This window comes from Sphingomonas sp. BK235 (assembly GCF_004345855.1).
GTDB lineage: Bacteria > Pseudomonadota > Alphaproteobacteria > Sphingomonadales > Sphingomonadaceae > Sphingomonas.
This window is the reverse complement of sequence record NZ_SLXN01000001.1, coordinates 69,766-94,627: the sequence shown is the minus strand read 5'-3', so window position 1 is coordinate 94,627 and position 24,862 is coordinate 69,766. Positions and strand designations below refer to the sequence as shown.

Sequence of the window (24,862 nt, the reverse complement as noted above, 5' to 3'; positions counted from 1 at the left end):
GAGTGACCATGATCCAGTTGAACCAGCTCGCGCGGACCTCCGCGCTCGCGCTCGCCGCGGCCTCGCTGTGGCCCGCCGCTGCCGTGGCGCAGGACGCGCCGCCCGCCGCACCGCAGGGCCAGGCACCCGCCGAGGCCGGGCCGCCGGCCGCGGCGGACGGCGCGGTCGCCGCGGCGCCGGGCTCGGACGACATCGTCGTCACCGGGCTGCGCCGCAGCCTCCAGACCGCGCAGGCGCTCAAGCGTGACTCCGACCAGATCGTCGACGCGGTGGTGGCCGAGGACATCGGCAAGCTGCCCGACAACAACGCCTCCGAGGCGCTGGCGCGGATCACCGGCGTGCAGGTCAACCGCAGCAGCGACGAGGCCGGTGGCGTGCAGGTGCGCGGCCTGCCCAACCTGACCACCACCTACAACGGCCGCGAGATGTTCACCGCCGAGCTGCGCAACGTCGCGCTGCAGGACTTCCCCGCGGGCGCGCTCGCCGGGCTGGAGGTGTACAAGACGACCAGCGCCGACCTGATCGAGGGCGGCATCGCCGGCCTGATCAACGTGCGCTCGCGCCGCCCGTTCGACTTCGACGGTTTCCAGATCGCGGGCGCGGTGCGCGGCACCTACGGCGACCAGGCGCGCAAGTACGACCCCAATTTCAACGTGCTCGTGACCGACCGCTGGGACACGCCGATCGGCGAGCTGGGCGCGCTGGTCAACGTGTCCTACACCCAGCTCCACTATCTGACCTCGTCGCGCTACATCAACGGCAACATCGTCAGCCCGGGCGCGAACCAGCCGGTCGACGGCCCGCGCGACTTCGTGCTGCCCGAGAGCGCCGGCGTCTATTACGACCGCGGCAAGCGCTGGCGGCCGTCGGTCAACGGCACGCTCCAGTGGCGCCCTGCCCCCAACCTCGAATTCTACGTCGACGGGCTGTTCCAGGGCGCGCGGACGGACGTGGCCAACGACTTCGCCGGCTTCGACCTCGTCAACAACAACCCGGCGCTGACCAACATCGTGCGCAACGCCGCCGAGCCCGGCACGCTCGAGAGCGTCACCGTCACGCCCGATTTCGCCAACGGCCGTGGCATCGACTTCTCGCGCAGCACGCGCGCGGGGCGCACCAACGCCTATCAGGGCGCGATCGGCGGATCGTGGAAGACCGGCCGCGCGACGCTGACGACCGACTTCGCCTATACCGACTCCAAGGCCGAATATACCGACTATAACGTCGACTTCGCGCCAGCGACCGCGCAGTCGGCCGACCTCGTGTTCGACATCGGCGGGCAGGACGGTGGCGCCCAGTTCGGCCTGCCCGGCTTCGCCGCCAACGACCCCAACAGCTATATCCTGCGCGGCATCTACGACCGCCGCTCGCTGGCGACCGGCAAGGGCATCCAGTGGCGCGTCGACCTCAAGCTCGACACCGAGCTGCCCGTCATCACCCAGCTCGACGTCGGCTTCCGCCTGACCGACCGCGACGCGCGGCTGCAGAGCGGCGGGCGCTACGCGACGCTGCGCCCGCTCGGGCTGCGCCTCTCCGACATCCCCGGCGGCGACACCGGCACGCCGATCGACCGCGGCTTCCGCGGCGGGCAAGCGCCCGGGCTGAGCCAGTGGTACGCGCCGACGCGCGCGGGAATCGTCGACAACATCGAGGCGCTGCGTGACCTCGCGCGCAGCGGCCTCGACCAGATCGGCACCGCCAACGCGCAGGCCGAGCGCGCTCTGTGGAACTCCGATATTCCTGCCTACGTCCAGAACGAGCGGCTCGACGCACTGGAGAAATCCTACGCCTTCTACGGCCAGTTTCACTATGGCTTCGACGTCGGCGGCGTGCCGATCGATGGCGTGGTCGGCACGCGCATCGTCAACACCAAGGCGCAGCTGACCGGCAACGCCTTGGTCGGCGGTGTGCTTGAGACCACCACCTCGCGGCAGAACTATGTCGACGTGCTGCCCAGCGCGTCGTTCCGCGCCAAGTTCACCGATCAGCTCCAGCTCCGCCTCTCCGCCACCGAGACGCGCACCCGGCCCGAGTATAACCAGCTCAACCCGGCAGTGACGATCGGCAGCCCCGGCGTGACGCCGATCACCGGCAACAGCGGCAACATCAACCTGCAGCCGATCCTGTCGACCAACTATGACGCGTCGCTGGAATGGTATTTCTCCAAGACCGGCTCGCTGACCGGCGCGATCTTCCGCCGCGACGTGCAGGGCTTCATCACCAACCTCAACAGCCAGGTCGATCTCGGCTATCCCACACTCGTGACGGTCAACCGGCCCGAGAACGGCGGCAAGGGCCGGTTGCAGGGCGCCGAGGTGGCGTTCCAGACCTTCTTCGACTTCCTGCCGGGCGTGCTGAGCGGCTTCGGCACGCAGCTCAACGCCACCTATATCGACGCGTCGCAGGCGCTACCCGTCAGGCTCGGCGAGGCCGGGCAGGACAGCGACATCCCCGGCGTGTCGAAGTGGAGCTACAACGCGGTCGGCATCTACGAGAAGGGGCCGGTGTCGGCGCGGCTGGCGTACAACTGGCGCTCGCGCGTGACGAATTTCTTCGCCACGGACAATGCCGGCCAGCTGATCGGCGCCGAGTTCAACCGGCCGATCGAGCGGCTCGACTTCTCGCTGTCGGTCGCCGCGATCGAGGCGGTGACGCTGACCTTCGACGTCAGCAACATCACCGGCTCGCCCTATCGCGCGCTGCGCGCGGTACCGGGGCTGGCCAACGCGAGCTACCCGCGCGACGTCCGCTACGAGAGCCGCGTCTTCGCGCTCGGCGCGCGGTTCCGCTTCTGATGGCGGCGCATCCTACGCGCCGCGCGGTCGTCGGCGGCGCGCTGGCGCTCGCCGGCGCGCGCGGGAGGGCGGCGACCCTCCCCGCCCCCGATGCGCGCGCGCTCGCCTGGCACGCCGCGCTGGAGAAGGCGTTCGCGGTGGGCGACGGCACCGGGCTCTACCGCGAGTACCACCCGCCGCGCGCGGGGGACGAGCGTTACTCGACCGAATGGCCCTTCTCGCAGGCGCATATCGCGCTGCTGGACCTCGCGATGATGCCGGGCGCGGCGGGCCGCCGCTTCGCGCCCGCGCTCGCCAAGGTGCGCGCCGCGCAGCAGCGTTATTGGTCGACGACATCGACCACTGGCGTCGCGGGCCATCTCGCCAAGGTAGTGGCGCCGCTCGGTCACGGCGACGACCTCTATTACGACGACAATATGTGGGTCGGGCTCGCCGAGGTGCAGCACCACCTCTTCCGCCGCGACGCCGAGTCGCTGCGGCGGGCGCGCGCGATCTTCGCGCTGATCCGCTCGGGCTGGTCCGAGGAGAAGGGGTTGCCCTCGCCCGGCGGCGTGGTGTGGACGCAGAAAAGCGACAACGGCGATCGCAACACCGTGTCGAACATGCCCGCGGCCGAGCTCGGCGTGCGGCTGTACCTGATCACGCGCGAGCGCGCCTATCTCGACGATGCGCTGCGATACTATCGATGGACCAATGCGACGTTGCAGCGCCGCGACGGACTCTACGCCGACCATATCAATCGCGACGGCACGATCGAGCCACGCGTGTGGAGCTACAACCAGGGCGTGCCGGTCGGCGTCAACGTACTGCTGTGGCGCGCCACCGGCGAGGCGCGCTACCTCGTCGAAGCGCGCCGCATCGCCGCGGCGAGCCGCGCGCAGCTCGTCGCGGGCGGTCAGATCGACGACCAGCCCCCACCCTTCAACGCGATCTACTTTAAGAACATCCTGCTGCTCGCCGACGCGACGCGCGACCGCCGCGGCCTCGACGCGATGCGCGGTTACGCCGACCGCATGTGGCGGCGCCGGCGCAACGCCGCCGGGCTCGTCCAATTCGCCGGTCGCCGCGCCGAGCTGATCGACACCGCCGCGCTGGTGCAGGTGGAGGCGGTGTCGGCGTGGCGCCCGGCTGACTGGGCACTGCTGTACTGATGCGCGGCGCGGTCGCACTGCTCGCACTCGCCGCCGCGCCGGCGTCCCCCGCCGCGCTGCCGCCGGGATCGAGCTATGTGGCGCTGGGCAGCTCCTATGCGGCGGGCGCGCGGATCGGCGCACCGGCGCCCGCCACGCCGGTGCGCTGCGGCCAGACCGTCAACAACTATCCCCGGCTGGTCGCGGCGCGGCTCCACCTTGAACTCGTCGACGCGAGTTGCGGCGGCGCGACCACCGAGCACCTCCTCCGCGCCTGGGACGAGCTGCCCGCGCAGCTCGACCATCTCACCCCCGCGACCCGGCTGGTGACGGTGACGATCGGGGGCAATGACGTGCACCTCGTCGGCGATCTCGCCCGCGCCGAGTGCGCGCCCGCGCGCGACTTTGCGCCTCCGCGCTGCGGCCCGCCGCCCGCCCCGACCGCGGCGGAATGGACGCGGCTGGAGCGCAACCTCGCCGAGGTCGCGCGCGAGGTACGCCGTCGCGCGCCGCGCGCCCGGCTCGTGTTCGTCGACTATCTCGACATGCTGCCGGCGCGGCCCTGCGCCTCCGTCCCTTATGACGCGGCGGGACTGGCGGGGGCGCACGCGACCGTTCGCCGGCTCGCGCGCGTCACCGCGGCGGTCGCGCGGCGGGAGCGCGCGACGCTGCTGCGCGCCGGCGCGCTGTCACGCGGCCACGACTCCTGCTCCGCCGAGCCCTATGCGGTGGGGCGCTCGGACACGGGAGCGTCGTGGCACCCGACGGCCGCGGGACATGCCGCGATCGCGGCGGCGCTCGTCCGCCTGTTGGGCGAAGCGGGCTGACGCACGCGCGGACGTCGGGATCGTCCGCTGCCTCGGGTGCGAAGGTTCGATCGCAGCCGGCGCTCGCCTTTCAACGTGAGCGGGCCTCGAGCGATAGAGTAGGCAACAGCGCGCGCGAACCCCGACGTGCTCCTGCGCAGGCAGGAGCCCAGAGCGGCGAGCGGCGGCGTTGTTGGCTCTAGGCTCCGGCGTGCGCCGGAGCACCTCGCGGCCCACGTGGAGCAGACACCAGAACGGGTGACGCCGCCGGTTGCGGACCTCAGCGCTGCTTCTTCGTGATGGTCGCGGTGAAATCCGGGTCCTTCTTCGCCACCCAATCGACGAATTTGCGCACGTTCGGATGATCGAGCAGACCGCTCACGTCCATGCCGTGCCGCTGTAGTTCGGAGTTGGTGAAGTTCGCGATCAGCGTCTGCTGGCAGATCGGATGCATCGGCACGACGTCGCGGCCACCGCGGCTCTTCGGCACGGGATGGTGCCAGACGATCGTCTTGCCGGTCGGCCGCCCGCAGAGCCAGCACGGCACCGGCGCGGCCGCGACCTCATCCTCCTGCGGAAGATGATCGTAGGGATCGTGTTTGGAACGTCTGGCCATCGCTCGATCCGCCTCCACCGCGGTCGCCGGCCTGTAGCCAAGCGGTCCGGCGCATCCAATCGAAAGCTGCCGGCGCGAACTTCCAAAGGCCGAGACCGCCGATCCGCACCGGCGACCGCCACGGGCAAGCCAGCCGGTCCCGCTTACTGGCGCATCTCGTCGATGAGCCGCTCCACCTCGCGCTTGGAGCGGAAGACGATGTCGATCCAACGATCCTCGCTCGGCAGGTAGAGGCCCCATTGTTCCTCTTCGTCCGAAGAGGGGCGGCGCGCGGCGAGGTAGCGGACATGTTCTGACACATTGCCTGCTTACCCCGCCGCGCCGGCGATGGTAGCGCCACCGCGGTCCCGCGTTGGGACAGGCACCGGCATGTCGACCGGCGACGAGCGCACCCCTTGGCCGGACGGACGATCGGGACCGATGAACCAGATGGCGCGCGCCTCGTTGAGAAGGCCGCGGCAAATCAGTGAGTTGGCGATGGTCGCCGACGTGCATCGCGGGTCGCGGGAGGGGTTACATGGCCGAGCTGACGTTGCACGAGCTGTCACGAAAGATGGCGAAGCTGGATTTCGCCATGCTCGCCACGCGATCCGCCGCGGGCGTGCTCACCGCACGGCCGATGAGCAACAACGGCGACGTCGAATATCACGGCGACAGCTATTTCTTCGCCTACGCCGACTCGCGCAAGGTGTCCGACATCCGCGCTGATCCCGCGGTGACGCTGAGCTACACCGGCGCCGCGGGGATGCTCGGCGGGCCACCGCTGTTCGTCGCGGTCGAGGGCCGCGCCACGCTGATCGAGGACAAGGCGCAGTTCGACGCGCATTGGACCAAGGACCTCGACCGCTATTTCCCGCAAGGCATCGAGACCCCCGGCGTCATCATGATCGTCGTCCGCGCCGACCGCATCCGCTACTGGGACGGCGCCGACGAGGGCGAGATCGCGGCCTGAGCCACGCCGCTGGGGCCGACGCTCGACCGCGCGCATCGTCGAGCGGCCTTGCTCGTAAGCTTCCCTGCCAACTCTCCCGACTTCTCAGGTGAGGACGGCCGCGCCGGTCTCCAGCGGGCGCTACCGCGAGATTGACAGGACAGCGACCGACTTGGGCGGCAGCGTCAGCGCGATCCGGCCGCGGTCGACGCGCGCGGCGAGCGGCCGCGGGACGACCGTGTCGGGCCGATCATAGCTGTTGATCGCGTCGACGTGGTCGGCCGTCAGCACCGTCCCGCTCGCTGCACGCGCATCGATCCCATCGATCCGCGCGTCGATTTGGACGGGCTGGTTGGGATCGACGTTCGTCAGCGCCAGCCAGACCTTGCCGTCGCGCCCCCGCGCGGCGATGCCGTCGACGCGTGGCAGGGTGATGTCGCCGAAGCGATAGGTCCCGGCATCGAACGTGATCGGCAACCGCGTCGCATCCTGGAACGGCACGTACATCTTGAACAGGTGATAGGTGGGCGTCAGCACCATCTTCGGCCCGTCGGTCAGGATCATCGCCTGCAGCACGTTGACCATCTGCGCGATCGCGGTCATCCGGACGCGGTCGGCATGGCGCGTGAACATGTTGAGGTTGATCGAGGCGATGATCGCGTCGCGGATCGAATTCTGCTGATGGAGGAAGCCGTCGCGGCTGCCCGGCAGCTTCGCCAGCCAGACGCCCCATTCGTCAATGACCAGCGGCACCTTCTTCTCGGGATCGTATTTGTCCATCACCGCCGAATGGATGCGGATCATGTCCTCCATCTTCAGCGTATCCTTGACGAGCGTGGCATATTCGCGCTCGCCGAAGCCGGTGCTGGCAAATGACGGCGGCCAGGCGACCCAGGTATATTGGTGCATCGACAGCCCCTCGATGCTCCACGCCCAGTCATGCCCCTTCCAGGCGCGCATGACCGCTTCGGTATAAGCGGTGTCGGGGCCGCCCGGCCCGACCGCGATCCGCTGCATCGGGTCCGAGCCCGCCACCGATCCGCCCGCCGGATTGTCGGTGCCGTTCTGCGCGAGATTCAGGTTGCGCGCGAAGCGGGCGTACCGCTTCATCTCGTCGACATAATAGTCCGGGGTGTAAGCGCCGCCGCAGCTCCAGCTCTCGTTGCCGAGCCCCAGGAACTTGACCCGATAGGGCGCGCGATGGCCGTTGGCGGCCCGCTCCGCGCCCGCCGTGGTGCCCGGATCGGCGGTCATATAGGCCATCCACTCGGCGGCCTCCTTGACGCTGCCCGATCCCATGTTGACCGAGAGATAGGCCTCGGACCCGATCTGGCCGATGAAGTCGAAGAACTCGTCGGTGCCGAAGTCGTTCTTCTCGAGCGCATTGCCCCAGCTGCCGTTGACGGTGACCGCGCGTTTGGCGCGCGGGCCAATGCCGTCGCGCCAGTGATATTCATCGGCGAAGCAACCGCCGGGCCAACGGACGCTCGGTACCTTCAGCGCCTTCAAGGCCGTGACGACGTCGGTGCGGATGCCGCGAACGTTCGGGATGGGCGAGTCCTCGCCGACCCAGACTCCGCCGTAGATGCCGGTGCCGAGATTCTCGGCGAACTGACCGAAGATGTTGCGATCGATCCGCGGCCCGGTGCCATCGGCCGCGATCGTCACTTTGACCGGTGCCTGCTGCGCCGGTGCAGCCGTGCCAACCGTCATCGCGGCGATCACCGCCACGCCGAAAAGCGTCCTCATGCCGTCCCCTCCCGTGATCGCCGTCTACGGCATCGATGCGCTTGTCGGATACAAACAGAGGTCTGACAACGCCAGCCGCGCGCGGCGTACCGGAGGTGGGCCGATGTCCGACGAGCCTTCGCACCGCGCCCCCGCCGACGACAAGCCGGCGCCTCAACCGGAGTCACGCTGCAGCGCCCGAGGCTGTCGCGGCGGCCGCTCCTGCGCTCATCGAGCGATGCCGGTAGCCACCTTCATTTCGAGAATACTGCTTCCCCCGCGATCGATCCCGTAGAGCGTACCGGGGGCGGACTCATCCCAGTCGATGGCCTGCCCGGCGGCTTCGATGCCGATCGTGTCGACATGGTCGAGCACCGCCCCACCCGCGGGCAGCTGCACGGCATAGAGTTCGGGCCGATCATGACCCGTCAGGTACAATCGACCGTCCGGGCCCCAGCCACCGCCGGAGATGCTCATGGGCGCGATCCGCTCAAGGATCGAGGGCGGCAGGGTCCAGCTCTGCGTCCGTCGCCAATCGTCGTCGAAACGGACGAGGAGGGTGTGACGATGATCGTGACCGGGCTCCGCGCCCTTGCCGTCGTAATGGGCGAACATCGCCCACCAGGCACCGGCATGACGGTCGACCCAGGTCAGCGACCCGATCCCCTGCCCCAGCGACACGGTGCGTCGGTGCGCCAGCGTGACGGGATCGAAGAACTCGACGGAACTCCACTGCGGCACCGCTGGGAAGTTCGACAGCGCGCAGACGAGGTCACGGCCGATCACCGCGCAGCTGTTGAGGTGGGGGAACCGCGCCTTGTCCCCCTCCCAGCTGGCGCGCTTCTCGCCGGAGCTCTTGTCGTACCGCGCGATGCGATAGTTGGCGATCGCGTAGAGGTCGCGCGGTCCGGCCGCCACGCCCTGTCGCGCCTCCGGTGCGGCGATCCGGCGCACGGTGGTGGCACTGCCGGCGATGATGGCGCTCGCCGCCGCGAGGCAGAGAAGGACGCGCATCAGAAGCTCGCCGTCACGCCGGCCCAGAAGGTCCGGCCGTACTCGGCCGACTCCTGCAGATACGTTCGACCGGGCCCCGTCAGCTCGCGCCGGCCCGCGTCCGAGAGGTTCTGCCCTTCGGCGTAGAGCGTCAGCCTGGGAGTGATGCGGAAGCTGATATTGGCATCGAAGGTTGAGCGCTCCTTCCAATATTGATCGGCGTTGGGGATCAAGTCGTTGATCGTCTCGAGGAACCCGCCGATGTAGTTCCACGAGACGCGCCCTTCGAACCGCCCCCGCTGATAATAGACCGTCGCGTTCGCGGTCGCGTCCGGCTGGAGGTAGAGCCCCGTCTCGCGCGGCCCAGCGCTCGTCAGGAAAGTGAACTTCGTGTCGAGGAACGTGGCGTTCGCGGCAACGCCGAGGCCGGACAGCGCCCCCGGCAGGAAGGTCAGCGCCTGCTGCACGTTGAGCTCGACCCCGCGGATCGTGGCCGTGTTGGCGTTGCGCGGCGTGGTCACGATCACCGGCTCCGCGCCCCGCCCGACATCGAGCGTCTGCACGCTGGTGAGCGAGAAGATCTCGTCATCGATGTCCTTCGAGAAAAGCGCGACCGAGACCACGCCGTCGCGCGGGTACCATTCCAGCGAGCCGTCGAAGCCGCGGCTCTTGCGCGGGCGCAGCCCCGGATTGCCACGCGTGAGGGTCGGCTGGCTGCCGTCGAACGACAGATTCTCGCTGGCTGCCAGCTGGGCATAATCAGGCCGACCGATGGTGTTCGTGTAGGCGGCGCGGACGACGACAGCCGGCAAGGCGTCCCAACGCAGATGCACGCCGGGGAGCCAATTGCCATAGCCGCCCTCGTTCGCGACCGGCGTCAGCGCCTGCCCGACCGCGCGAACGGCACGGGAGGACACATCGGTGCGTTCGTAGCGCAATCCCGCGAGCAGGGTCAGCGTGTCCAGCTTGTAGCTGGCCTGAAGGTAACCCGCATAGACGTCCTCCCGCACGCGATAGTCGCCCGTCGGCAGCGCGGCGGACGTGACGAAACGGTCGCGATGGGCCGCGAAGAAGTCCATCGCCTTGTCGGCGTCGATCCGTGGCGTGAGCAGGTAGCGGCCGCGGATCAGCGTGTCGGGACCATCCGCGTCCACCTCGTCCAGTGTGTAGGTGAAGCCGCTGGCGGCCGTATAGTTGGTCTGGCTGTTGCGATAGCGTCGCCGCGTCGTCCGGGCCACGCCGCCCGCCTTGAGCCTGATCGCCTCGCCGTCGTCGAACGTCGCGTTCAGCCGAAGCTGACCGCTCTTCTCGAACGTGCGCACCGTCGCGTCACGCTGCTGCTGGAGGAAGAAGTTGGCGGGGCTCCGGTTCTGCGTCGCGTTGGCCGGCGTGAAGGTCGGGTAAAAGCCCGAGGTGTCGTAGCTGAAGGCGTAGTTGGCCCCCTGCGCGTCGCGGGTGCGGAACTCGGCCGACGTGTTCGGCGTGTAGAGCCGCCCTTGCGAGTAGATGGCGTCACCGTCGAGCGTCCATGTATCGGTCGCCGTCCAGTCGAACGCCGTGCGCCCGACGACGATCTCGCGATTGGTGATCGGCTGGTTGAGCTGGATGATGTTGCGGCCGCGCGCGAAGCTGCCGCTGGTGGGCGTCTGGCCGGAGACGTTGCCGAGGGGTTCGGTGCGAAACTCGATGCGCTCCTCGTCGTCCTGGGTCTTGGCGTAGATGCCGCTCAGCTCCCAGTGGAAGGCGTCGGCGACGCGATACTCGAGCTTGGCATTGGCGCCGTACCGCTTCTTGCTGTTGTTGTACCAGAACAGGCGCAGCTGCGTCGGCACCTGGATGCCGTTGCCGCGCGGGTTGCCGGAATCCACCGGCGTGCCTGTCGGTGTGTACTCGCGCACCGAGGGCGACGCCACCTCGACCTGCGGGATGTCATAGTCCAGCTGTTCGTAGCTGCCACCGACGACGATGCCCCATTGGTCGGAGGCGCCGAACGTTCGGCCGGTCGCGAAAGCGAGCCGCAGCGACGGACGATCGTTCCGCACCTCGCCATGCTGCTCGTAGACGCCATAAGAGGCGAGGCCGTTGAAGAAGGGGCGCTTGGCCTGAAAGGCGCTGCGTGTCTCGATGTTGATGATGCCACCGATCGCGTTGGCATCATTCTCCGGCGTCACCGTCTTGATGACCTCGACACGCCCCGCCATCACCGAGGGGATGATGTCGAGTGGCACGGTGCGCCCCTCCTCATCCACGCCCGCGACGATCGCACCATCCACCGTCGTGCGGTTATACGTCGAGCGCAGTCCGCGCAGCACCGGGAAGCGCGGTTCGCCCTGATCCTCCTGCACCGACACGCCGGGGATCCGGCGAAGCGCCGCGGCGGTATTGTGATCGGGCAGCTTGCCGATGTCGTCCGACGAGATCGCATCGACCACCGCGAACGAGTCGCGCTTCGTCGCGATGGATTCCCGCTGCGCGCGCCGTTGTCCGGTCACGACGATCTCGGCGTCGGCGCCGAGCTGCGGTTCGCCCGGTGTCGCGTCGCGCGAGGTCAGATCCTGCGCAGCGGCGGCCGGCATCGTGGCGACACCGCACAGTAGCAGAGCCACGGGCCTGACGCCGCTCGTTGACATTCCCATCGTTGCTCCCCCGATCGCACGGGGCAGCTAGGGCGGCCTGATGACCGCTTGGCGTCGGTCTTCTTACGAGATGATGACGATCAGATGATCGCGCCGCAGGACTGCCGGCGCGGGCCGGCGCATGCACGCCCCCTCCTCTCTCACGGCGAGGACCGGGACGCGGTCGTTCCCTCATCGCGGCGTACAACGCGTCTGGCGGATCAATGACGCGATGTTGGGCTACCGGCGACCGGCGCGGCTGCCTCAGCGGACCGGTCGACCCGCGGCCTCGGAAAGCAGCCATCGCGAGACGGCGGTCACTGACGCGTCCACCTCCCCTCTGCGCCTCAGCAGGTGATGCTGATACCCTGGGATCGACACGCCGAACGGCGCAACAAGCTGTCCCGCCTCCAGTTCGCCCTTCACCAAGGCGAGGCTGACGAGGGCCACGCCCTGTCCGGCGACGGCGGCCTGGATGGCGTGGCTCTCGTCCGAGAAGCGCAACAGCGGTGCCTCCTCTGGTTCCGCCAGACCCGCTGCGGCGAACCAGCGCGACCAGGTCGGGATGTTGGCCAATCGACTGCGCCACTGGAATTCGATGCGCGGCCGATCCAGCAGGTCGGCGGGAAACGTCACCGCCATGATCGGGTTGAACACGGGGGCGAAACGGTCCGCCAGCAAGGGCGTGACGTCGAGATCCGGGTAGGGGCCATCGCCGTAGCGGATGGCGATGTCGACGTCGCTCGTGGTCAGATCGACCACGTCATCCGTTGCCTGAAGCTGGAGATCGACGGTGGGATGCACCGCGCGAAAGGCGGCGACGCGGGGGATGAGCCAGCGCGCGGTGAAGGCGATCGTGGCGGATATCGTCACCTGCGCGCGGCGTCGGCGACGCGTCAGCCGCTCGAGCACGGCCGCCAAGCTGTCGAAGCCCTCGCGCAGCACGGGATAAAGCTGTTCGCCCGCCTCGGTGAGGACGACCTTCCGGGTGCGGCGTTCGAACAATTGGAGTCCGGTATGCGCTTCCAGGGCGCGGACCTGGTGGCTGATCGCGGTGGGGGTGACGCCGAGCTCCTGCGCAGCCTGTTTGAAGCTGCCATGCCGCGCCGCCGCCTCGAACGCGCGGATCGCGGAGAGCGGTGGCAGGCGCCGGTGCATGGATGATCTCCGCTCATCTGTCGGGTGACGATTTGGCGTTTGTCGCGTGCCGCTTCAAGCGCGATCTAGCGGCCGTCAACGCGGGCATATTTTGGCTTTCTGGCGTCGCTCGCATCATCGAAGGAGCAAGACGATGCCCCTGGAGCGCGTCCACACCACCCCCGACATCTATGAGCCGTTCCTGCTCTCGCAGGGCATCAGGTTCGGCAACTTGCTCTTCGTTTCCGGTCAGGCGGGTTATGATCGACAGGGCAGGATCGTCGAGGGCGGTTTCCGGAGCCAGGGTGATCAGGCGTTCGCCAATCTCCGGCGCGTGCTGGAGGCCGGCGGCTCGAGCCTCGCCGACGTCATCAAGGTGACCATCTTCGTCACCGATATGGCCAACTTCCAGGACGTCGTGGAACTACGCCGCCAATTCTTCTCGGCGCCCTATCCCGCTGACACGATCGCCGAGGTCCGGGCGCTCTATTCCCCCGAGGCGATGATCGAGATCGAAGCGATCGCCGCGGTCCGCGACGCGGTCGTCAAGTGACTCGGGCACCGACGCTCTGACCGAGAAGCGCGCTGACGCGGCGCGCCCCTTCGCGCCGTGGCGGATCGGCACGGTTGAGAGGCGCGATCGGCTGGCGATGGCACCCATGACCGGCGTCGGCGACCCTGAAGCGGGACACGCCACTGTCGATCGCACCTAGTCGACCCATCGGTGGTGACCCGGCCGGACCACGCGACGGCCGCCCTTCATCACCAGCTCGCACTCCGCGTTCGCCGGTACCTCCAGCTCATAGACGGTCCGCCCGCTCTCTTGCCGCCATTCGCAGCGGATCGGCCCCGCCGCGCTGTTCAGTGCGACCCGTGCCGACGGCACCCGCGGGTCGAGCAGCGGCGCGACGCGGAAGCGGCGGAACCCCGGCGCGAGCGGCTCCACCCCCGCGACACGGCGGTACAGAAACGAGCACACCGCGCCGAAGGCATAATGATTGAACGAGTTCATCGACGGGTCGCCGACGTCGCCGTTCCATCGCTCCCAGGTCGTGGTCGCTCCCCGCGCCACCATATAGCCCCAGGACGGATAGGCCGTGCGCAGCAGCAGGTCGTAGACCAGCCCGGTGGCGCCCACGTCGGCGAGGGCGTCGAGCGCGAGCGGGGTGCCGAGGAAACCCGTCGTCAGCAGCGTGCCGCGCGCGCGCACCGCCGCCACCAGCCGCTCCCCGGCCGCGGCGCGGCGCTCCGCCGGCACCAGCCCGAGCCGCAGCGCGAGGATGTACGAACTGTGGCTGCCGTTGCCGACGCGACCGTCCGCGCCGACGAAGGCGCGCGCGAAGGCGGCGCGCGTGGTGGCGGCGTGGCGGCGCCACACAGCCGCCTCGCCCCCGCGCCCGGTCCAGCCCGCCATCGTCGCCATCTGGTCGAGCGAGCGCGCCAGCATCGCGGTGGCGATCAGGTCCTTGGGCGTGGTTTCGTCGCCCGGCTCCTTGGCATCGAGCGCGAGCCAGTCGCCCAGATCCGCGCCGCGCCCCTCCCGCCACGATCCGTCCGGATTGGCCGCGACGATCCCCGCCAGATACGCGTGCATCGCCGCCCAATTGTCGTCCACCACCGCGCGGTCGCCGCCGTGGAGATAGGCGACATAGGGCAGCATCACCCCGGCGTCGGCCCAGCCGGGGGTCGCCGTGTCGGTGCCCCAGCCCAGTCCCTGCGGCGCGGGCGACCACATCGGGAAGGCGCCGTTGGCGGCTTGGTCGTCGCGCAGCATCCGCGTGAACGATCGGGTGAAGCCGCCGACGTCCATGTTGAAGGCGGCGGTGTCCCAGAACACCTGCGCGTCCCCGGTCCAGCCCAACCGCTCGTCGCGCTGCGGGCAGTCGGTGGGATTGCCGCGAAAGTTCGAGCGCTGGCTCCACAAGGTGTTGAGCCATAATTTCTGGATCAGCGGCACACCGATCTCGAACGTGCCGATCTCGGGCAGGTCGCTCGCGATCACCACGCCCTCGACCATCGCGGGGGTGAGCTCGGCGGGGCCGTCGACCTGGGCGTAGCGGAAGCCCTGATAGGTGAAGACGGGTTCCAGCAGCTCCTCGCCGCCGCCCGCCAGCACGTAACGATCCTCGGCGCGCGCGACGCGCAGGTTACGGCGGTCGAGCCCGCCGTCCGCGGTGAGGATCTCGGCGTGGCGGACGACCACCGCGTCACCGCGCGCGCCGCTGAGGCGCAGCCGCACGCGACCGGCGAAATTCTGCCCGAAGTCGATCAGGTGCGCGCGCGCGCCGAGCCGCCGGATCGACGCCGCGCGGAGCGTCCGGGTCGCGCGGATCGGCGGCGCCAGCGGCGCGACCAGCGCGGCCGTGGGCGCGGGTGCGGTCCAGGCGCGGTCCCAGGCGCGATCGTCGAAGCCGGGCGAGTCCCACCCGTTCGGCCAGGCGCGGCGGTCGTGGTCCTCGCCCGTGTAGATCTCGGACACAGTGATCGGCGCGGTGGCGTGGCGCCAATCAGTGTCGGTCGCCACGCCCGTCCCGTCCGCCTCGAGCATAAGGCGCAGCCGCCGCGGCGCGGGGCCATAGGCCCAACGGCCGTCGGGTGCCTGATAGCTGGCGTAGAAGCCGTCGCCCACGATCGCGGCGATCGTGTTGGCGCCGGCGCGCAGCAGCGCGGTGACGTCATAGCTGCGATAGGGGATATGACGGCGGTATTCGGACGGCTCGGACTGGAGTTCGTCGTCGCTTACGCGCCGGCCGTTGATCCACAGGCGATAGCCGCCGAGCGCCGCGACATAGACGCGCGCGCGCCGCGGCACGGCGGGGAGCGTGAGGTCGCGACGGAACAGCCGCGCGGGAGTCGGCGGCCAGGGGAAGTGGCCGCGTCCGGCGTCGCTCGCGGGCGCCGGCACCCAGCGCGCGGCGCGGCGCCATTCCCAGCCGTCGACGATGCGTCGCACCGTCACGCCGTCGCGCGGCAGCCGCAACTGCGCGGCGATCGCCGCGCTAGCGGCGGTGCCCTGCCCGCGCGGCGCCACGCCGACGATCAGCTCGTGCGCGCCCGCCGCTACCGGAAACGCGAGCGACACCGCGGGCGGGTCGCCGTAGCCGGTCGCCTGCGAGGGCAGCGTCACCGCGGCACCGTCGAGCGTGACCTGGCGCAGCCGCCCCTCGACGTGGAGCGCGAGCCGCGCCGCGCCGGCGACGCTGTCGAAGCGCAGCCGGAACAGCGTCAGCGGCGCCGCCGCGTCGCTCGGCCCGCCGAACCAGCGCGGCGCGACCAGCCGGTCGTCGCGCTCCTCGGCACTCTCGGCGGCGAGCCAGTCGCCCGCCCAGTCGGACGCGGCGAGCAGCCCCATCTCCCAGCGCGCCGGCGCGCTCCACGCCGAGGCGGCGCCGTCCTCCGCCCAGACGCGCACCTGCCAGTGGCAGGTCTGGCGCGACGCCAGCGCGGCGCCGGCATAGCCGATCGCGGTGTCGCCGCCTTCGACGCGCCCGCTGTCCCACAGGTCGGCGCGCCCGGCGGCGAGCGCGGCGCGATCGCGCGCGACGCGCACCTGCCACGCCCGCTGCATCGTCCCGTCCGGCCCGCGCAGCTGCCAGGCGAGCGTCGGACGCGGGTCGTCGATCCCGAGCGGATCGCGCAGCCCGGCGGTGCGCAGCTCCACCGCGCTGACGCGTGAGCGCGGCGCGGCGCGGGCGGCGGGCGTGGCGAGCGCGCCCGCGCCGGCGCCGGCGCCGGCGCCGGCGATCAGGGTGCGGCGGTCGATCGTCGGTCGCGCGGTCATCGGTCGTTCGTCTCCCGCCGTCAGAAGCCCGCGCGCACGCCGAGCAAGACGAGCCGCCCGTAGGTGCTGCCGTTGGTATAGCCGCTGCCGCCGTTGAAGAAGGGCGGATCCTTGTCGAACAGGTTCTGCACCGTCAGGCTGAGCTGCGGCGGCCGCTTGGCCGAGACGCTCGGCAGGTCGATCGCGAGGAACAGGTTGACCGGGTCGAAGGCGGCGACGCGTGTCTGGCGCGTGCTGTTGCCCAGGTCGAACCCGTCGGTGCGGAAATATTGCACCTGCCCGGAGACGTTGCCCGCCTTGGCGCCGAGCGTGCCGACCAGCGTCAGCCGCGGCGCGCCCGAGTCGAAGGCGCTGCTGCGCGGCCCGTCGGCGAACGGCCGGCTGTCGCGCACCAGCGTGTACGAGCCCGCCACCGAGGCGTTGATCGCGCCGAAGCCGGTGGTCCGCTCATAGCTGATGTTATAGTCGATCCCCTGCGTGCGCTGGATGCCGAGATTGTAGCGGCGCGCGTCGGCGATCAGATAGGGGCTCTGGCCGTTGGCGTAGAGCGCGTCGACGCTGGCGACGCCGTCGAGCCGGAAGCCCGCGAGCAGTTCGCGCGCCTGCTCCAGCGTCGGGTTGATCGTGATGTAGCGCGCGAACGCGGGCAGATAGATCGCGCTGTCGAACACCGGCGTGATCGAGATGAGATTCTCGAACTTGACCCAGTAATAGGTGCCGCTGACGGTCAGCCCCGGGATCGCGGCGGGGCGCAGGTCGGCGCCGACCGAGAAGGTCTTGGCGGTCTGCGGCCGCAGGTCGAGGTTGCCGCCGGCGATCAGCACGGTGCGCCGCTGCGCCTCGGTGATCGCCGCGTCCGGCGCGATGTTGAAGCTGTTGTTGAACACCTGCGCGCGCGTGTCCGCCGCGGCGCTGGTGTCGCCGAGCTGCGGCGCGCTGAACGAGGTGCCGTAATTGCCGCGCAGCGTCAGCGCCTCGAACGGCAGCCAGGTGACGCCGACCTTGGGATTCCACGCGCTGCCGGCGTCGCTGTAATGGTCGTAGCGCACCGCGCCCGACAGCGTCAGCCGGCGCATGCCGGCGAAGCCGTTCTCCTCGCCGAACACCGGCACCACCGCCTCGGCGAAGGCCGAGCCGATGTCGCGCTGGCCGACGAACAGCTCGCCATATTGGCCCTCGCCGAGCCGCGCCTGGGTGTTGCGCACGTCCTGCCGCTCGTGCCGCACCTCACCGCCCAGCGCGACGCGCACCGCGCCGCCCGGCAGCGTCAGCAGCGAGCCGTTGATCACCGCGCGGCCCTCGCTCATCTCGGTGCCCGAGACCGCGTAATTGCCGTAATCGTGGATCGCGGCGAGCAGCGCGGGGTTGGTCTGCGTCAGGTCATAGGGGTTGAGCGCGGTGTCGCGCGTCGTGCCCTGCAGCGCCGCCGATTCGAGCGCGGCATTGAACGTCTGCTCGGTCAGCCGGATATAGCCGCGCCCGTAGCTGCCGCGCAGCTCGAGCTGGAAATCGCCCGGCAGCGACGCGGTGAGCTTCGGCGACACGCCCCATTGGCTGGTGAAGATGCGCGAGTAGCGGTCGCTGCCCCATACCGGATCATAGGCGAGCTGGACCGTCTGCGACGTCTCCCCCGCGATCGGCTGGAAGAAGGGGTTGGTCGCGTCGATCGAGACGGTCGAGCCGATCTGGCTGCGATAGCTGCGCGACACCATGCTCGAATAATAGACCTGGTTCTCGAAGCGCAGCCACGGCGCGAGCTGCTGCGTCAGGAACACGAAGGCGCTGTGGCGGCGCTGCTCGGGGAAGATCGAGCCGGCGTCGGACGTGTCGCAGCGGTTGGCGCCGGGAGTCCGCCCGGGCAGCGCGTAGGACACGCCGTTCGCGATCACGTTGGGCAGCGCGCAATTGCTGCTGCGGTAATCGGCACCGCCCTCGTCGACGCGATATTGCGAGACATAGTCGCGCTCGCGGCCGAGCAGCGCGTCGTTGTTGGCGAAGGAATAAGCGGCGTAGAGCGAGCCGCCGTCCCACGCCTTGCCCGCGATCGCGCTGACGTAGCGCTGCCGGTAATCCGCGGCGAGGCCGTAGCTGGCGTCCACCTGCACACCGTCGAAGCGGGTGCGCGGGATGAAGTTGATCGTGCCGCCCACCGCGTCGGACCCGTAGGTCGCCGAGCCGCCGTCGGGCACCACCTCGACGCGCTCGATCACCGAGACGGGCAGCACGCCGGGATCGCCCGCCGCCTGGATGATCCCGAGGTTCACCAGCCGCCGGCCGTTGAGCAGCGTCAGCGTCGAATTGTAGCCCGGCAGGTTGCGGATCACCGGCACCGCCACGGGATAGCCGACATCGCCGTTGGGCGCGGGCGTGCCGTTGAAGAAGTTGCTGACCTGCGGGACCTGCGCGAGCAGCTGCTGCGCGTTCACCGCGCCCGAGCGCTCGACGTCGCGGCTGCCGATGCCGATCACGTTGGTGCCGACCGGCGCGATCCCGCGCACCAGCGTGCCGGTGACGACGATGTCGTCGGCCGCCTCGGCTTCGCTCTGCCGCACGTCCGCCTCGGCGGTCGCGGGCGCGGCCGGGGCGTCCTGCGCGAGTGCGGGCGCGACGGCACAGGTGAACGGCAGCAGCGCCACCGAGGCCAGGTAACGCAGACGACGGCTACGGCGATCCATGACATTCCTCCCCAAGGGCCGGGGCATGTCGCCCGGTCACCATGACAGAGGGGTATCACATCATGATCATCTGTCCATACTGTGGGACTAAATTTTTTCAATAAGTGATAGGCTGTTGCACATGCTGGTTTGACCCGGCGGCGTCGTCACTGTCGCGGCGCGGCCCGGTCCAGCCGATCTCGGCGCTGATCGCGCTGGCGGTGCGCACCACCTCCTCGGCGAGGTCCGCCATGCGCGCGTCACTCATGTAATGCGCCGCGCTCGAGACGCTGATCGCCCCCACGATCACGCCGCGCGCGTCCCGCACCGGGGCCGCGACGCAGCGGATCTGGTCCTCATTCTCCTCGAGATCGAAGGCGCGCCCCGCCGCGGCATAGTCGCGCATCCGCGCGAGCCACACCGCCCAGTCGCGACCCGCGTGCGCGATCTGCTCGGCGTCGAACCGCTGCTGCCAATAAGCGGCGTCATGGTCGAGCATCAGCGCCTTGCCGAGCCCGGTCGAGGTCAGCGGATGGCGGTCGCCGACGCGGCTGGAGACGGTGACGCGGCGCTGCCCCGACACCTTGTCGAGATAGAGCGCCTGGTGCGCGTCGAGCACGCCGAGGTGGACCGTGTCCTCGCTTCGCGCCGACAGCGCCTCGATATGCGGCCGCGCCGCCTGGATGATGTCCACCTGCCCCTGCGCCACGAAGCCGAGTTCCAGCAGCTTGGGCCCGAGCCGATAGCCCGCGCGCGGCGCCGCGCCGAGATAGCCGCGGTCCACCAGCGCGGAGGCGAGTCGATAGGCGGTGCTCTTCGTCAGCCCGAGCCGCTCGGCGATCTCGGCGATGTTCAGGCTGCCCTGCGCGACCGCCTCGATCAGGTCGAGCCCGCGCATCAGCGTCTGGCTGCCCGCCCCCACGCTCGCCGGTGTGTCGTCCTCGTCTCGCCTCGGCGTGGCGACCTTCGGCATGGCATCCTTCCTCTCGTCGGTGGACGATCCGTCGTCCCGCCGCACCATCCTGCGATACCGTTCTCAGCAGCGCGGCGCTACTGGAGGTTCACGAACGCGCCGCCGTCGACCAGCAGCGCCGCACCGGTGACATAGCCGGCCAGGTCGGACGCCAGGAACACCGCGGGCCCGACGAGATCCTCCGGCTCGCCGAGCCGGCCCAGCGGCACGCGCGCCGCCATCTGCTCGCGCTTGCCCGGCTGCGCGAGATCGTCGCGGTTGATCTCGGTCGCGATCGTGCCGGGCAGCAGCGCGTTGCAGCGGATGCCGTGCGGGCCGAGCGCGATCGCCGCCGACTGCATCAACGACAGCACGCCGGCCTTGGTCGGGGTGTAATGCGTCTGCATCGCCCCACCGACCAGCGCCGAGATCGACGACATCGCCACGATCGCGCCGCCATGGCCCTGGCGCACCATCTGATTGGCCGCGGCCTGCGCCATGTAGAAGGCGCCGTGCAGGTTCACCGCGGTGGTACGCTCGAGCAGCGGCGCGGGCAGGTCGAGGAAGGCGTGGAACGGGCAGATACCGGCGTTGCTCACCAGCACGTCGAGCCGACCCAGCGCCGCGACCGCCGCGGCGACGCAGCGCGCGGCGGTCGCCGGCTCGGCCACGTCCCCGCCGATCGCGACGGCGCGCCGCCCCATCGCGGTGATCTCTGCTGCCACCCCCTCCGCCGCGGCCGCATCGAGGTCGTTGACCGCGACATCCGCGCCGTGGCGCGCGCAGCCGAGCGCCACCGCGCGGCCGATACCCGCCGCCCCGCCGGTGACCAGCACCGTCCTCGCCGCCAGAAGTGGCGATATCATCGCCGGTTCCCCTCCTGTGGCACGTCCGCTTGACGCACCCTGTCCCACAAATTAGCATGTCATCCCATAATGTGAAGCCATCTGTGTCGACGCATGGCCACGGGGAGGACCTTTTGCCGCTACCGCGTATCCGTCACGTCCGCGCCTTCACCGCCACCGGCGCGGGCGCCGATTATCACGATCAGGCGGGTGCGCACTGGATCGACGATCATATCGCCACGCCGATGAGCCGCTACCCCGAATATCGGTCGTCGCGACGGTCGTTCGGCATCAACGTGCTGGGGACGCTGGTGGTGGAGATCGAGGCGGAGGACGGCACGGTCGGCTTCGCGGTGACCACCGGGGGCGAGCCGGCTTGCTATATCGTCGAGCGCCATCTCGCGCGTTTCCTCGAGGGCCGCGATCCCAGCGAGATCGAGAAGATCTGGGACCAGATGTACCATGCTAGCCAGTTCTACGGCCGCAAGGGACTGGTGGTGAACGCCATCTCCGGTGTCGACCTGGCGCTGTGGGACCTGCTCGGCCAATTGCGCGACGAGCCGGTCTACCAGATGATCGGCGGCGCGGTGCGCGACGAGCTGAGCTTCTACGCCACCGGCGCACGCCCCGACATCGCCCAGTCGCTCGGCTTCATCGGCGGCAAGCTGCCGCTGCATCACGGCCCCGCCGAGGGCGAGGAAGGCATGGCGCGCAACCTCGCGCTGCTGGCCGACATGCGCAAGCGTTGCGGCGACGATTTCTGGCTGATGTACGATTGCTGGATGTCGCTGGACCTGGACTATGCCACCCGGTTGGCGCGGCGCGCGTGGGACGAATGCGGGCTCAAGTGGATCGAGGAAGCGCTCTCACCCGACGATTACTGGGGCTATGCCGAGCTGAAGCGCAAGGTGCCGCCGGGGATGCTGGTCACCACCGGCGAGCATGAGGCGACGCGCTGGGGCTTCCGCCTGCTGATCGACATGGGCTGCTGCGACATCATCCAGCCCGACGTGGGCTGGTGCGGCGGGCTGACCGAGCTGCTCAAGATCTCGGCCTATGCCGAGAGCCGCGGCGTGCTGGTGATCCCGCACGGGTCGAGCGTGTACAGCTATCATTTCGTCGCGACGCGCCACCACTCGCCCTTCGCCGAATTCCTGATGATGCACCCCGACGCGAGCGAGGTGGTGCCGATGTTCGCGCCCCAGCTGCTCGGCGAGCCCGTGCCCGAGCGCGGGCGGCTGGCGGTGTCCGCGCTCGACGCGCCCGGCTTCGGCGTGACGCTCAACCCCGACGTGCCGCTGCGCCGGCCCTATACCCACTGAGGATCGCGACGATGAGACTGTGCCGCTGGGGCGACAAGGGCAACGAGAAGCCCGGGATGATCGACCGCGACGGCGGGCTGCGCGACCTGTCCGGCGTGATCGCCGACGTCACCGTCGACGCGCTCGCCCGGTTGCGCGGGCTGGACACCGCCGCCCTGCCGCCCGTCGCCGGCGCGACGCGCTACGGCGTGCCGGTCGCGGGCATCGGCAAGATCGTCGCGATCGGGCTCAACTACCGCGACCATGCGATCGAGTCGAACCTGCCGATCCCGACCGAGCCGATGATGTTCATGAAGGCGGTGACCAGCCTCAACGGCCCCGACGACCCCGTCGTCCTGCCCGAGGGCGCGACCCACGGCGACTGGGAAGTGGAGCTCGGCGTCGTGATCGGCGCCACGTGCCGCTACGTCGCGGAGGCGGCGGCGCTCGACCATGTCGCAGGCTATGTGCTGGTCAACGACGTGTCGGAGCGCTTCAATCAGAAGGAGCGCGGCTCGCAATGGTCCAAGGGCAAGGGGCATGACACCTTCTGCCCGGTCGGTCCGTGGCTGGTCACGCCCGACGAGATCGCGGACCCGCAGGCGCTCGACCTCCATCTCGATCACAACGGAGTCCGGATGCAGACCGGCAACACGCGCACGATGATCTTCACGGTGGCCGAGCTGATCGCCTATGTCAGCCGCTTCGTCACGTTGCTGCCCGGCGACCTGCTGATCACCGGCACGCCCCCCGGCGTCGGCGAGGGGCGCCGGCCGGACAAGATCTTCCTTCGTCCCGGCGACGTGATGGAGCTGGGCATCACCGGACTTGGGCAGCAGCGCCAGCACGTCCGCGCCTTCGACCGGGCGCTGCTGTCGTGAGCGTCTTCGCCGGCCGCTTCGCCGGGCGCGCCGCGCTGGTCACCGGCGGCGCCTCGGGACTCGGGCTCGCCACCGCGCAGCGCCTCGCCGCCGAGGGCGCCAGCGTCGCCCTGTGGGACAATGACGCCGCGGCGCTGCGCGACGCCGCCGCGTCGGTGGGCGCGGATCACGTCGAGACGCTCGACGTCGCCGACGCGGGCGCGGTGGCGCGCGCCGCCGCCGCCACGCTCGACGCGCTCGGCCATATCGACGTTCTCGTCTGCTCCGCGGGGATCACCGGCGCCACCGCGCCGGTCCATGAATTCCCGCTCGACAGCTGGGACCGCGTGCTGGCGATCAACCTCTCCGGGCTGTTCTACTGCAACCGCGCGGTGGTGCCCGCGATGCTGGCGCGCGGCTATGGCCGCATCGTCAACGTCGCCTCGGTCGCGGGCAAGGAGGGCAATCCCAGCGCCTCGGCCTATTCCGCCTCCAAGGCCGGCGTGATCGGCTTCACCAAGAGCCTCGGCAAGGAACTGGCCGGCAAAGGCGTGATCGCCAACGCGCTGACACCCGCCACCTTCGACAGCCCGATCCTGGCGCAGCTGCCGCCGAGCCAGGTCGACTATATGCGCGCGCGCATCCCGATGGGGCGGCTGGGCGACGTCGCCGAGTCCGCCGCGATGGTCTGTTTCATGGCCTCGGAGGAATGCAGCTTCACCACCGCGGCGACGTTCGACACGTCGGGCGGCCGCACCACCTTCTGAGCCGTGACCGCCGCGCCCCCGTCCGAGCGAGCCGACGCCCCGATCCGCTTCGTCGACGCGCACGTGCATCACTGGCAGCGCGGCGCGATCGTCTATCCCTGGCTCGCGCCACCGTTCGACGACGACGGCCCCAACGGCGACGTCGCCGCGATCGCGCACGATTACCTGCCACGCGACCATCGCGCCGCGGTGGCGGACTGGGGGCTCGTCGCCACCGTCCATGTCGAGGCGGGCGCGCGCGCCGACCAGGCGCTGGACGAGACGCACTGGCTCGACGCGCTGGCGCAGGCGGGCGACGGCCCCGACGCCATCGTCGCCTTCGCGCGGCTCGACGCGCCCGACGTCGCCGCACGGCTGCACGCGCAGGCGGCGCTGCCGCGCGTCCGCGGCGTCCGCCAGATCCTCAACTGGCATCCGGACCCGCGGCGGCGCTACGCCGCGGTCGACCTCAGCCGTGACGCGCGCTGGCAGGCGGGCTTCGCGCGGCTCGCCGATCACGGCCTGTCCTTCGACCTGCAATGCTATCCCGCGCAGATGCCGGCGCTGGCCGCGCTCGCGGCGCGCCACCCCGCGATCACGGTGATCGTCAACCATCTCGGCATGCCGGTGCTCGACGATCCCGATGGGCTGGGCGAGTGGCGGCGCGGGCTGCGCGCGCTCGCCGCGCTGCCGCACACCGCGATCAAGCTCTCCGGGCTGGGCTTCGTCGCGCGCGACTGGACCTTCGAGCGCGTGCGCCCGCTGCTCGAGGAGGCGATCGCGCTGTTCGGCACCCGCCGCTGCCTGATCGCGAGCGACCTGCCCACCGACGCGCTGTTCGCCCCGCCGGAGCGCTACCGCGACGCGTACCAGCGCCTCACCGCGGGGCTGTCGCTCGACGAGCAACGTGACCTGTGGGGGCGCAACGCCGACCGGCTCTATCGGCTCGGCCTCGATCTCCAGGAGTAGCCG

At 70.1% G+C, this 24,862-nt stretch carries 19 protein-coding genes; 9 read left to right on the top strand and 10 right to left on the bottom strand.

What is annotated here, in order from left to right; genetic code table 11:
* Nucleotides 1–8: 8 nt before the first annotated feature.
* Genes EV292_RS00495 through EV292_RS00485 form a run of 3 tightly spaced genes read left to right on the top strand, consistent with a single transcriptional unit; the run spans nt 9 to nt 4,752 of the window.
* Nucleotides 9–2,795, top strand: coding sequence for a TonB-dependent receptor (locus EV292_RS00495; RefSeq protein WP_132907247.1), 2,787 nt, complete (start codon nt 9–11; stop codon nt 2,793–2,795).
* Nucleotides 2,795–3,946, top strand: coding sequence for a glycoside hydrolase family 76 protein (locus tag EV292_RS00490; RefSeq protein WP_132907246.1), 1,152 nt, complete (start codon nt 2,795–2,797; stop codon nt 3,944–3,946). Before EV292_RS00495 ends, EV292_RS00490 begins: the two co-directional genes overlap by 1 nt.
* Nucleotides 3,946–4,752, top strand: coding sequence for an SGNH/GDSL hydrolase family protein (locus tag EV292_RS00485; RefSeq protein WP_132907245.1), 807 nt, complete (start codon nt 3,946–3,948; stop codon nt 4,750–4,752). Before EV292_RS00490 ends, EV292_RS00485 begins: the two co-directional genes overlap by 1 nt.
* A 259-nt stretch (nt 4,753–5,011) precedes the next feature.
* On the opposite strand, the gene EV292_RS00480 is transcribed toward EV292_RS00485, so the two are convergent.
* A complete protein-coding gene (locus tag EV292_RS00480) occupies nt 5,012–5,347 on the bottom strand; it encodes a hypothetical protein (RefSeq protein WP_132907244.1) in 336 nt (111 codons plus the stop codon).
* 143 nt (nt 5,348–5,490) lie between these two features.
* Nucleotides 5,491–5,646: a hypothetical protein gene (locus tag EV292_RS22450; RefSeq protein ID WP_165926983.1), complete on the bottom strand. Its 156-nt coding sequence runs from the start codon at nt 5,644–5,646 to the stop codon at nt 5,491–5,493.
* A 218-nt stretch (nt 5,647–5,864) separates the two neighbouring features.
* Here EV292_RS22450 and EV292_RS00475 point away from each other — a divergent pair, with 218 nt between their 5' ends.
* Entirely contained in the window at nt 5,865–6,299 is a 435-nt protein-coding gene (locus tag EV292_RS00475; protein ID WP_132907243.1) for a pyridoxamine 5'-phosphate oxidase family protein, read from the top strand.
* Nucleotides 6,300–6,419: 120 nt separating this feature from the next.
* Here the strand turns inward: EV292_RS00475 and EV292_RS00470 are convergent, their stop codons facing one another.
* From EV292_RS00470 to EV292_RS00455, 4 genes are all read right to left on the bottom strand, one after another.
* The gene (locus EV292_RS00470) at nt 6,420–8,027 is read right to left on the bottom strand and encodes an alpha-L-arabinofuranosidase C-terminal domain-containing protein (protein WP_132907242.1); all 1,608 of its coding nucleotides are present in this window, start codon (nt 8,025–8,027) and stop codon (nt 6,420–6,422) included.
* A gap of 207 nt (nt 8,028–8,234) precedes the next feature.
* Nucleotides 8,235–9,020: a hypothetical protein gene (locus EV292_RS00465; RefSeq protein WP_132907241.1), complete on the bottom strand. Its 786-nt coding sequence runs from the start codon at nt 9,018–9,020 to the stop codon at nt 8,235–8,237.
* Entirely contained in the window at nt 9,020–11,575 is a 2,556-nt protein-coding gene (locus EV292_RS00460) for a TonB-dependent receptor (protein WP_207913306.1), read from the bottom strand. Before EV292_RS00460 ends, EV292_RS00465 begins: the two co-directional genes overlap by 1 nt.
* A gap of 303 nt (nt 11,576–11,878) precedes the next feature.
* Nucleotides 11,879–12,772 (bottom strand): LysR substrate-binding domain-containing protein, encoded by an 894-nt coding sequence (locus tag EV292_RS00455; protein WP_132907239.1) that lies wholly within the window; start codon nt 12,770–12,772, stop codon nt 11,879–11,881.
* Between the two features lie 133 nt (nt 12,773–12,905).
* On the opposite strand from EV292_RS00455, the gene EV292_RS00450 reads away from it, so the two are divergent.
* Entirely contained in the window at nt 12,906–13,304 is a 399-nt protein-coding gene (locus EV292_RS00450) for a RidA family protein (protein ID WP_132907238.1), read from the top strand.
* Between the two features lie 156 nt (nt 13,305–13,460).
* On the opposite strand, the gene EV292_RS00445 is transcribed toward EV292_RS00450, so the two are convergent.
* The 4 genes from EV292_RS00445 to EV292_RS00430 form a co-directional block, all read right to left on the bottom strand.
* On the bottom strand, nt 13,461–16,532 hold the full coding sequence (locus EV292_RS00445) for an alpha-L-rhamnosidase (protein WP_132907237.1): 3,072 nt from the start codon (nt 16,530–16,532) through the stop codon (nt 13,461–13,463).
* Between the two features lie 20 nt (nt 16,533–16,552).
* Nucleotides 16,553–19,207, bottom strand: coding sequence for a TonB-dependent receptor (locus tag EV292_RS00440; protein WP_165926982.1), 2,655 nt, complete (start codon nt 19,205–19,207; stop codon nt 16,553–16,555).
* Nucleotides 19,208–19,304: 97 nt separating this feature from the next.
* A complete protein-coding gene (locus EV292_RS00435) occupies nt 19,305–20,159 on the bottom strand; it encodes an IclR family transcriptional regulator (RefSeq protein ID WP_132907235.1) in 855 nt (284 codons plus the stop codon).
* A gap of 77 nt (nt 20,160–20,236) precedes the next feature.
* Nucleotides 20,237–21,004, bottom strand: a complete 768-nt coding sequence (locus EV292_RS00430; protein WP_132907234.1) for an SDR family NAD(P)-dependent oxidoreductase — start codon at nt 21,002–21,004, stop codon at nt 20,237–20,239.
* Nucleotides 21,005–21,117: 113 nt separating this feature from the next.
* Between EV292_RS00430 and rhmD the strand changes: the two genes are divergently transcribed.
* From rhmD to EV292_RS00410, 4 genes are read left to right on the top strand one after another with little or no spacing between them, the layout of a single operon-like run.
* Entirely contained in the window at nt 21,118–22,305 is a 1,188-nt protein-coding gene (gene rhmD / locus EV292_RS00425) for an L-rhamnonate dehydratase (protein ID WP_132907233.1), read from the top strand.
* An 11-nt stretch (nt 22,306–22,316) separates the two neighbouring features.
* Nucleotides 22,317–23,165: a fumarylacetoacetate hydrolase family protein gene (locus EV292_RS00420; protein ID WP_132907232.1), complete on the top strand. Its 849-nt coding sequence runs from the start codon at nt 22,317–22,319 to the stop codon at nt 23,163–23,165.
* The gene (locus tag EV292_RS00415) at nt 23,162–23,911 is read left to right on the top strand and encodes an SDR family oxidoreductase (protein WP_132907231.1); all 750 of its coding nucleotides are present in this window, start codon (nt 23,162–23,164) and stop codon (nt 23,909–23,911) included. The genes EV292_RS00420 and EV292_RS00415 overlap by 4 nt, the downstream gene beginning before the upstream one ends.
* 3 nt (nt 23,912–23,914) lie before the next feature.
* The gene (locus EV292_RS00410; RefSeq protein WP_243693527.1) at nt 23,915–24,859 is read left to right on the top strand and encodes an amidohydrolase family protein; all 945 of its coding nucleotides are present in this window, start codon (nt 23,915–23,917) and stop codon (nt 24,857–24,859) included.
* Nucleotides 24,860–24,862: the final 3 nt, after the last annotated feature.

Excerpts from the sequence above, each read along its gene's own strand:
- EV292_RS00495 (WP_132907247.1), top strand. The coding sequence starts at position 9 with ATGATCCAGTTGAACCAGCTCGCGCGGACCTCCGCGCTCGCGCTCGCC.
- EV292_RS00490 (WP_132907246.1), top strand. The coding sequence starts at position 2,795 with ATGGCGGCGCATCCTACGCGCCGCGCGGTCGTCGGCGGCGCGCTGGCG.
- EV292_RS00485 (WP_132907245.1), top strand. The coding sequence starts at position 3,946 with ATGCGCGGCGCGGTCGCACTGCTCGCACTCGCCGCCGCGCCGGCGTCC.
- EV292_RS00480 (WP_132907244.1), bottom strand. The coding sequence starts at position 5,347 with ATGGCCAGACGTTCCAAACACGATCCCTACGATCATCTTCCGCAGGAG.
- EV292_RS00475 (WP_132907243.1), top strand. The coding sequence starts at position 5,865 with ATGGCCGAGCTGACGTTGCACGAGCTGTCACGAAAGATGGCGAAGCTG.
- EV292_RS00470 (WP_132907242.1), bottom strand. The coding sequence starts at position 8,027 with ATGAGGACGCTTTTCGGCGTGGCGGTGATCGCCGCGATGACGGTTGGC.
- EV292_RS00465 (WP_132907241.1), bottom strand. The coding sequence starts at position 9,020 with ATGCGCGTCCTTCTCTGCCTCGCGGCGGCGAGCGCCATCATCGCCGGC.
- EV292_RS00460 (WP_207913306.1), bottom strand. The coding sequence starts at position 11,575 with ATGCCGGCCGCCGCTGCGCAGGATCTGACCTCGCGCGACGCGACACCG.
- EV292_RS00455 (WP_132907239.1), bottom strand. The coding sequence starts at position 12,772 with ATGCACCGGCGCCTGCCACCGCTCTCCGCGATCCGCGCGTTCGAGGCG.
- EV292_RS00450 (WP_132907238.1), top strand. The coding sequence starts at position 12,906 with ATGCCCCTGGAGCGCGTCCACACCACCCCCGACATCTATGAGCCGTTC.
- EV292_RS00445 (WP_132907237.1), bottom strand. The coding sequence starts at position 16,532 with ATGACCGCGCGACCGACGATCGACCGCCGCACCCTGATCGCCGGCGCC.
- EV292_RS00440 (WP_165926982.1), bottom strand. The coding sequence starts at position 19,207 with ATGGATCGCCGTAGCCGTCGTCTGCGTTACCTGGCCTCGGTGGCGCTG.
- EV292_RS00435 (WP_132907235.1), bottom strand. The coding sequence starts at position 20,159 with ATGCCGAAGGTCGCCACGCCGAGGCGAGACGAGGACGACACACCGGCG.
- EV292_RS00430 (WP_132907234.1), bottom strand. The coding sequence starts at position 21,004 with ATGATATCGCCACTTCTGGCGGCGAGGACGGTGCTGGTCACCGGCGGG.
- EV292_RS00420 (WP_132907232.1), top strand. The coding sequence starts at position 22,317 with ATGAGACTGTGCCGCTGGGGCGACAAGGGCAACGAGAAGCCCGGGATG.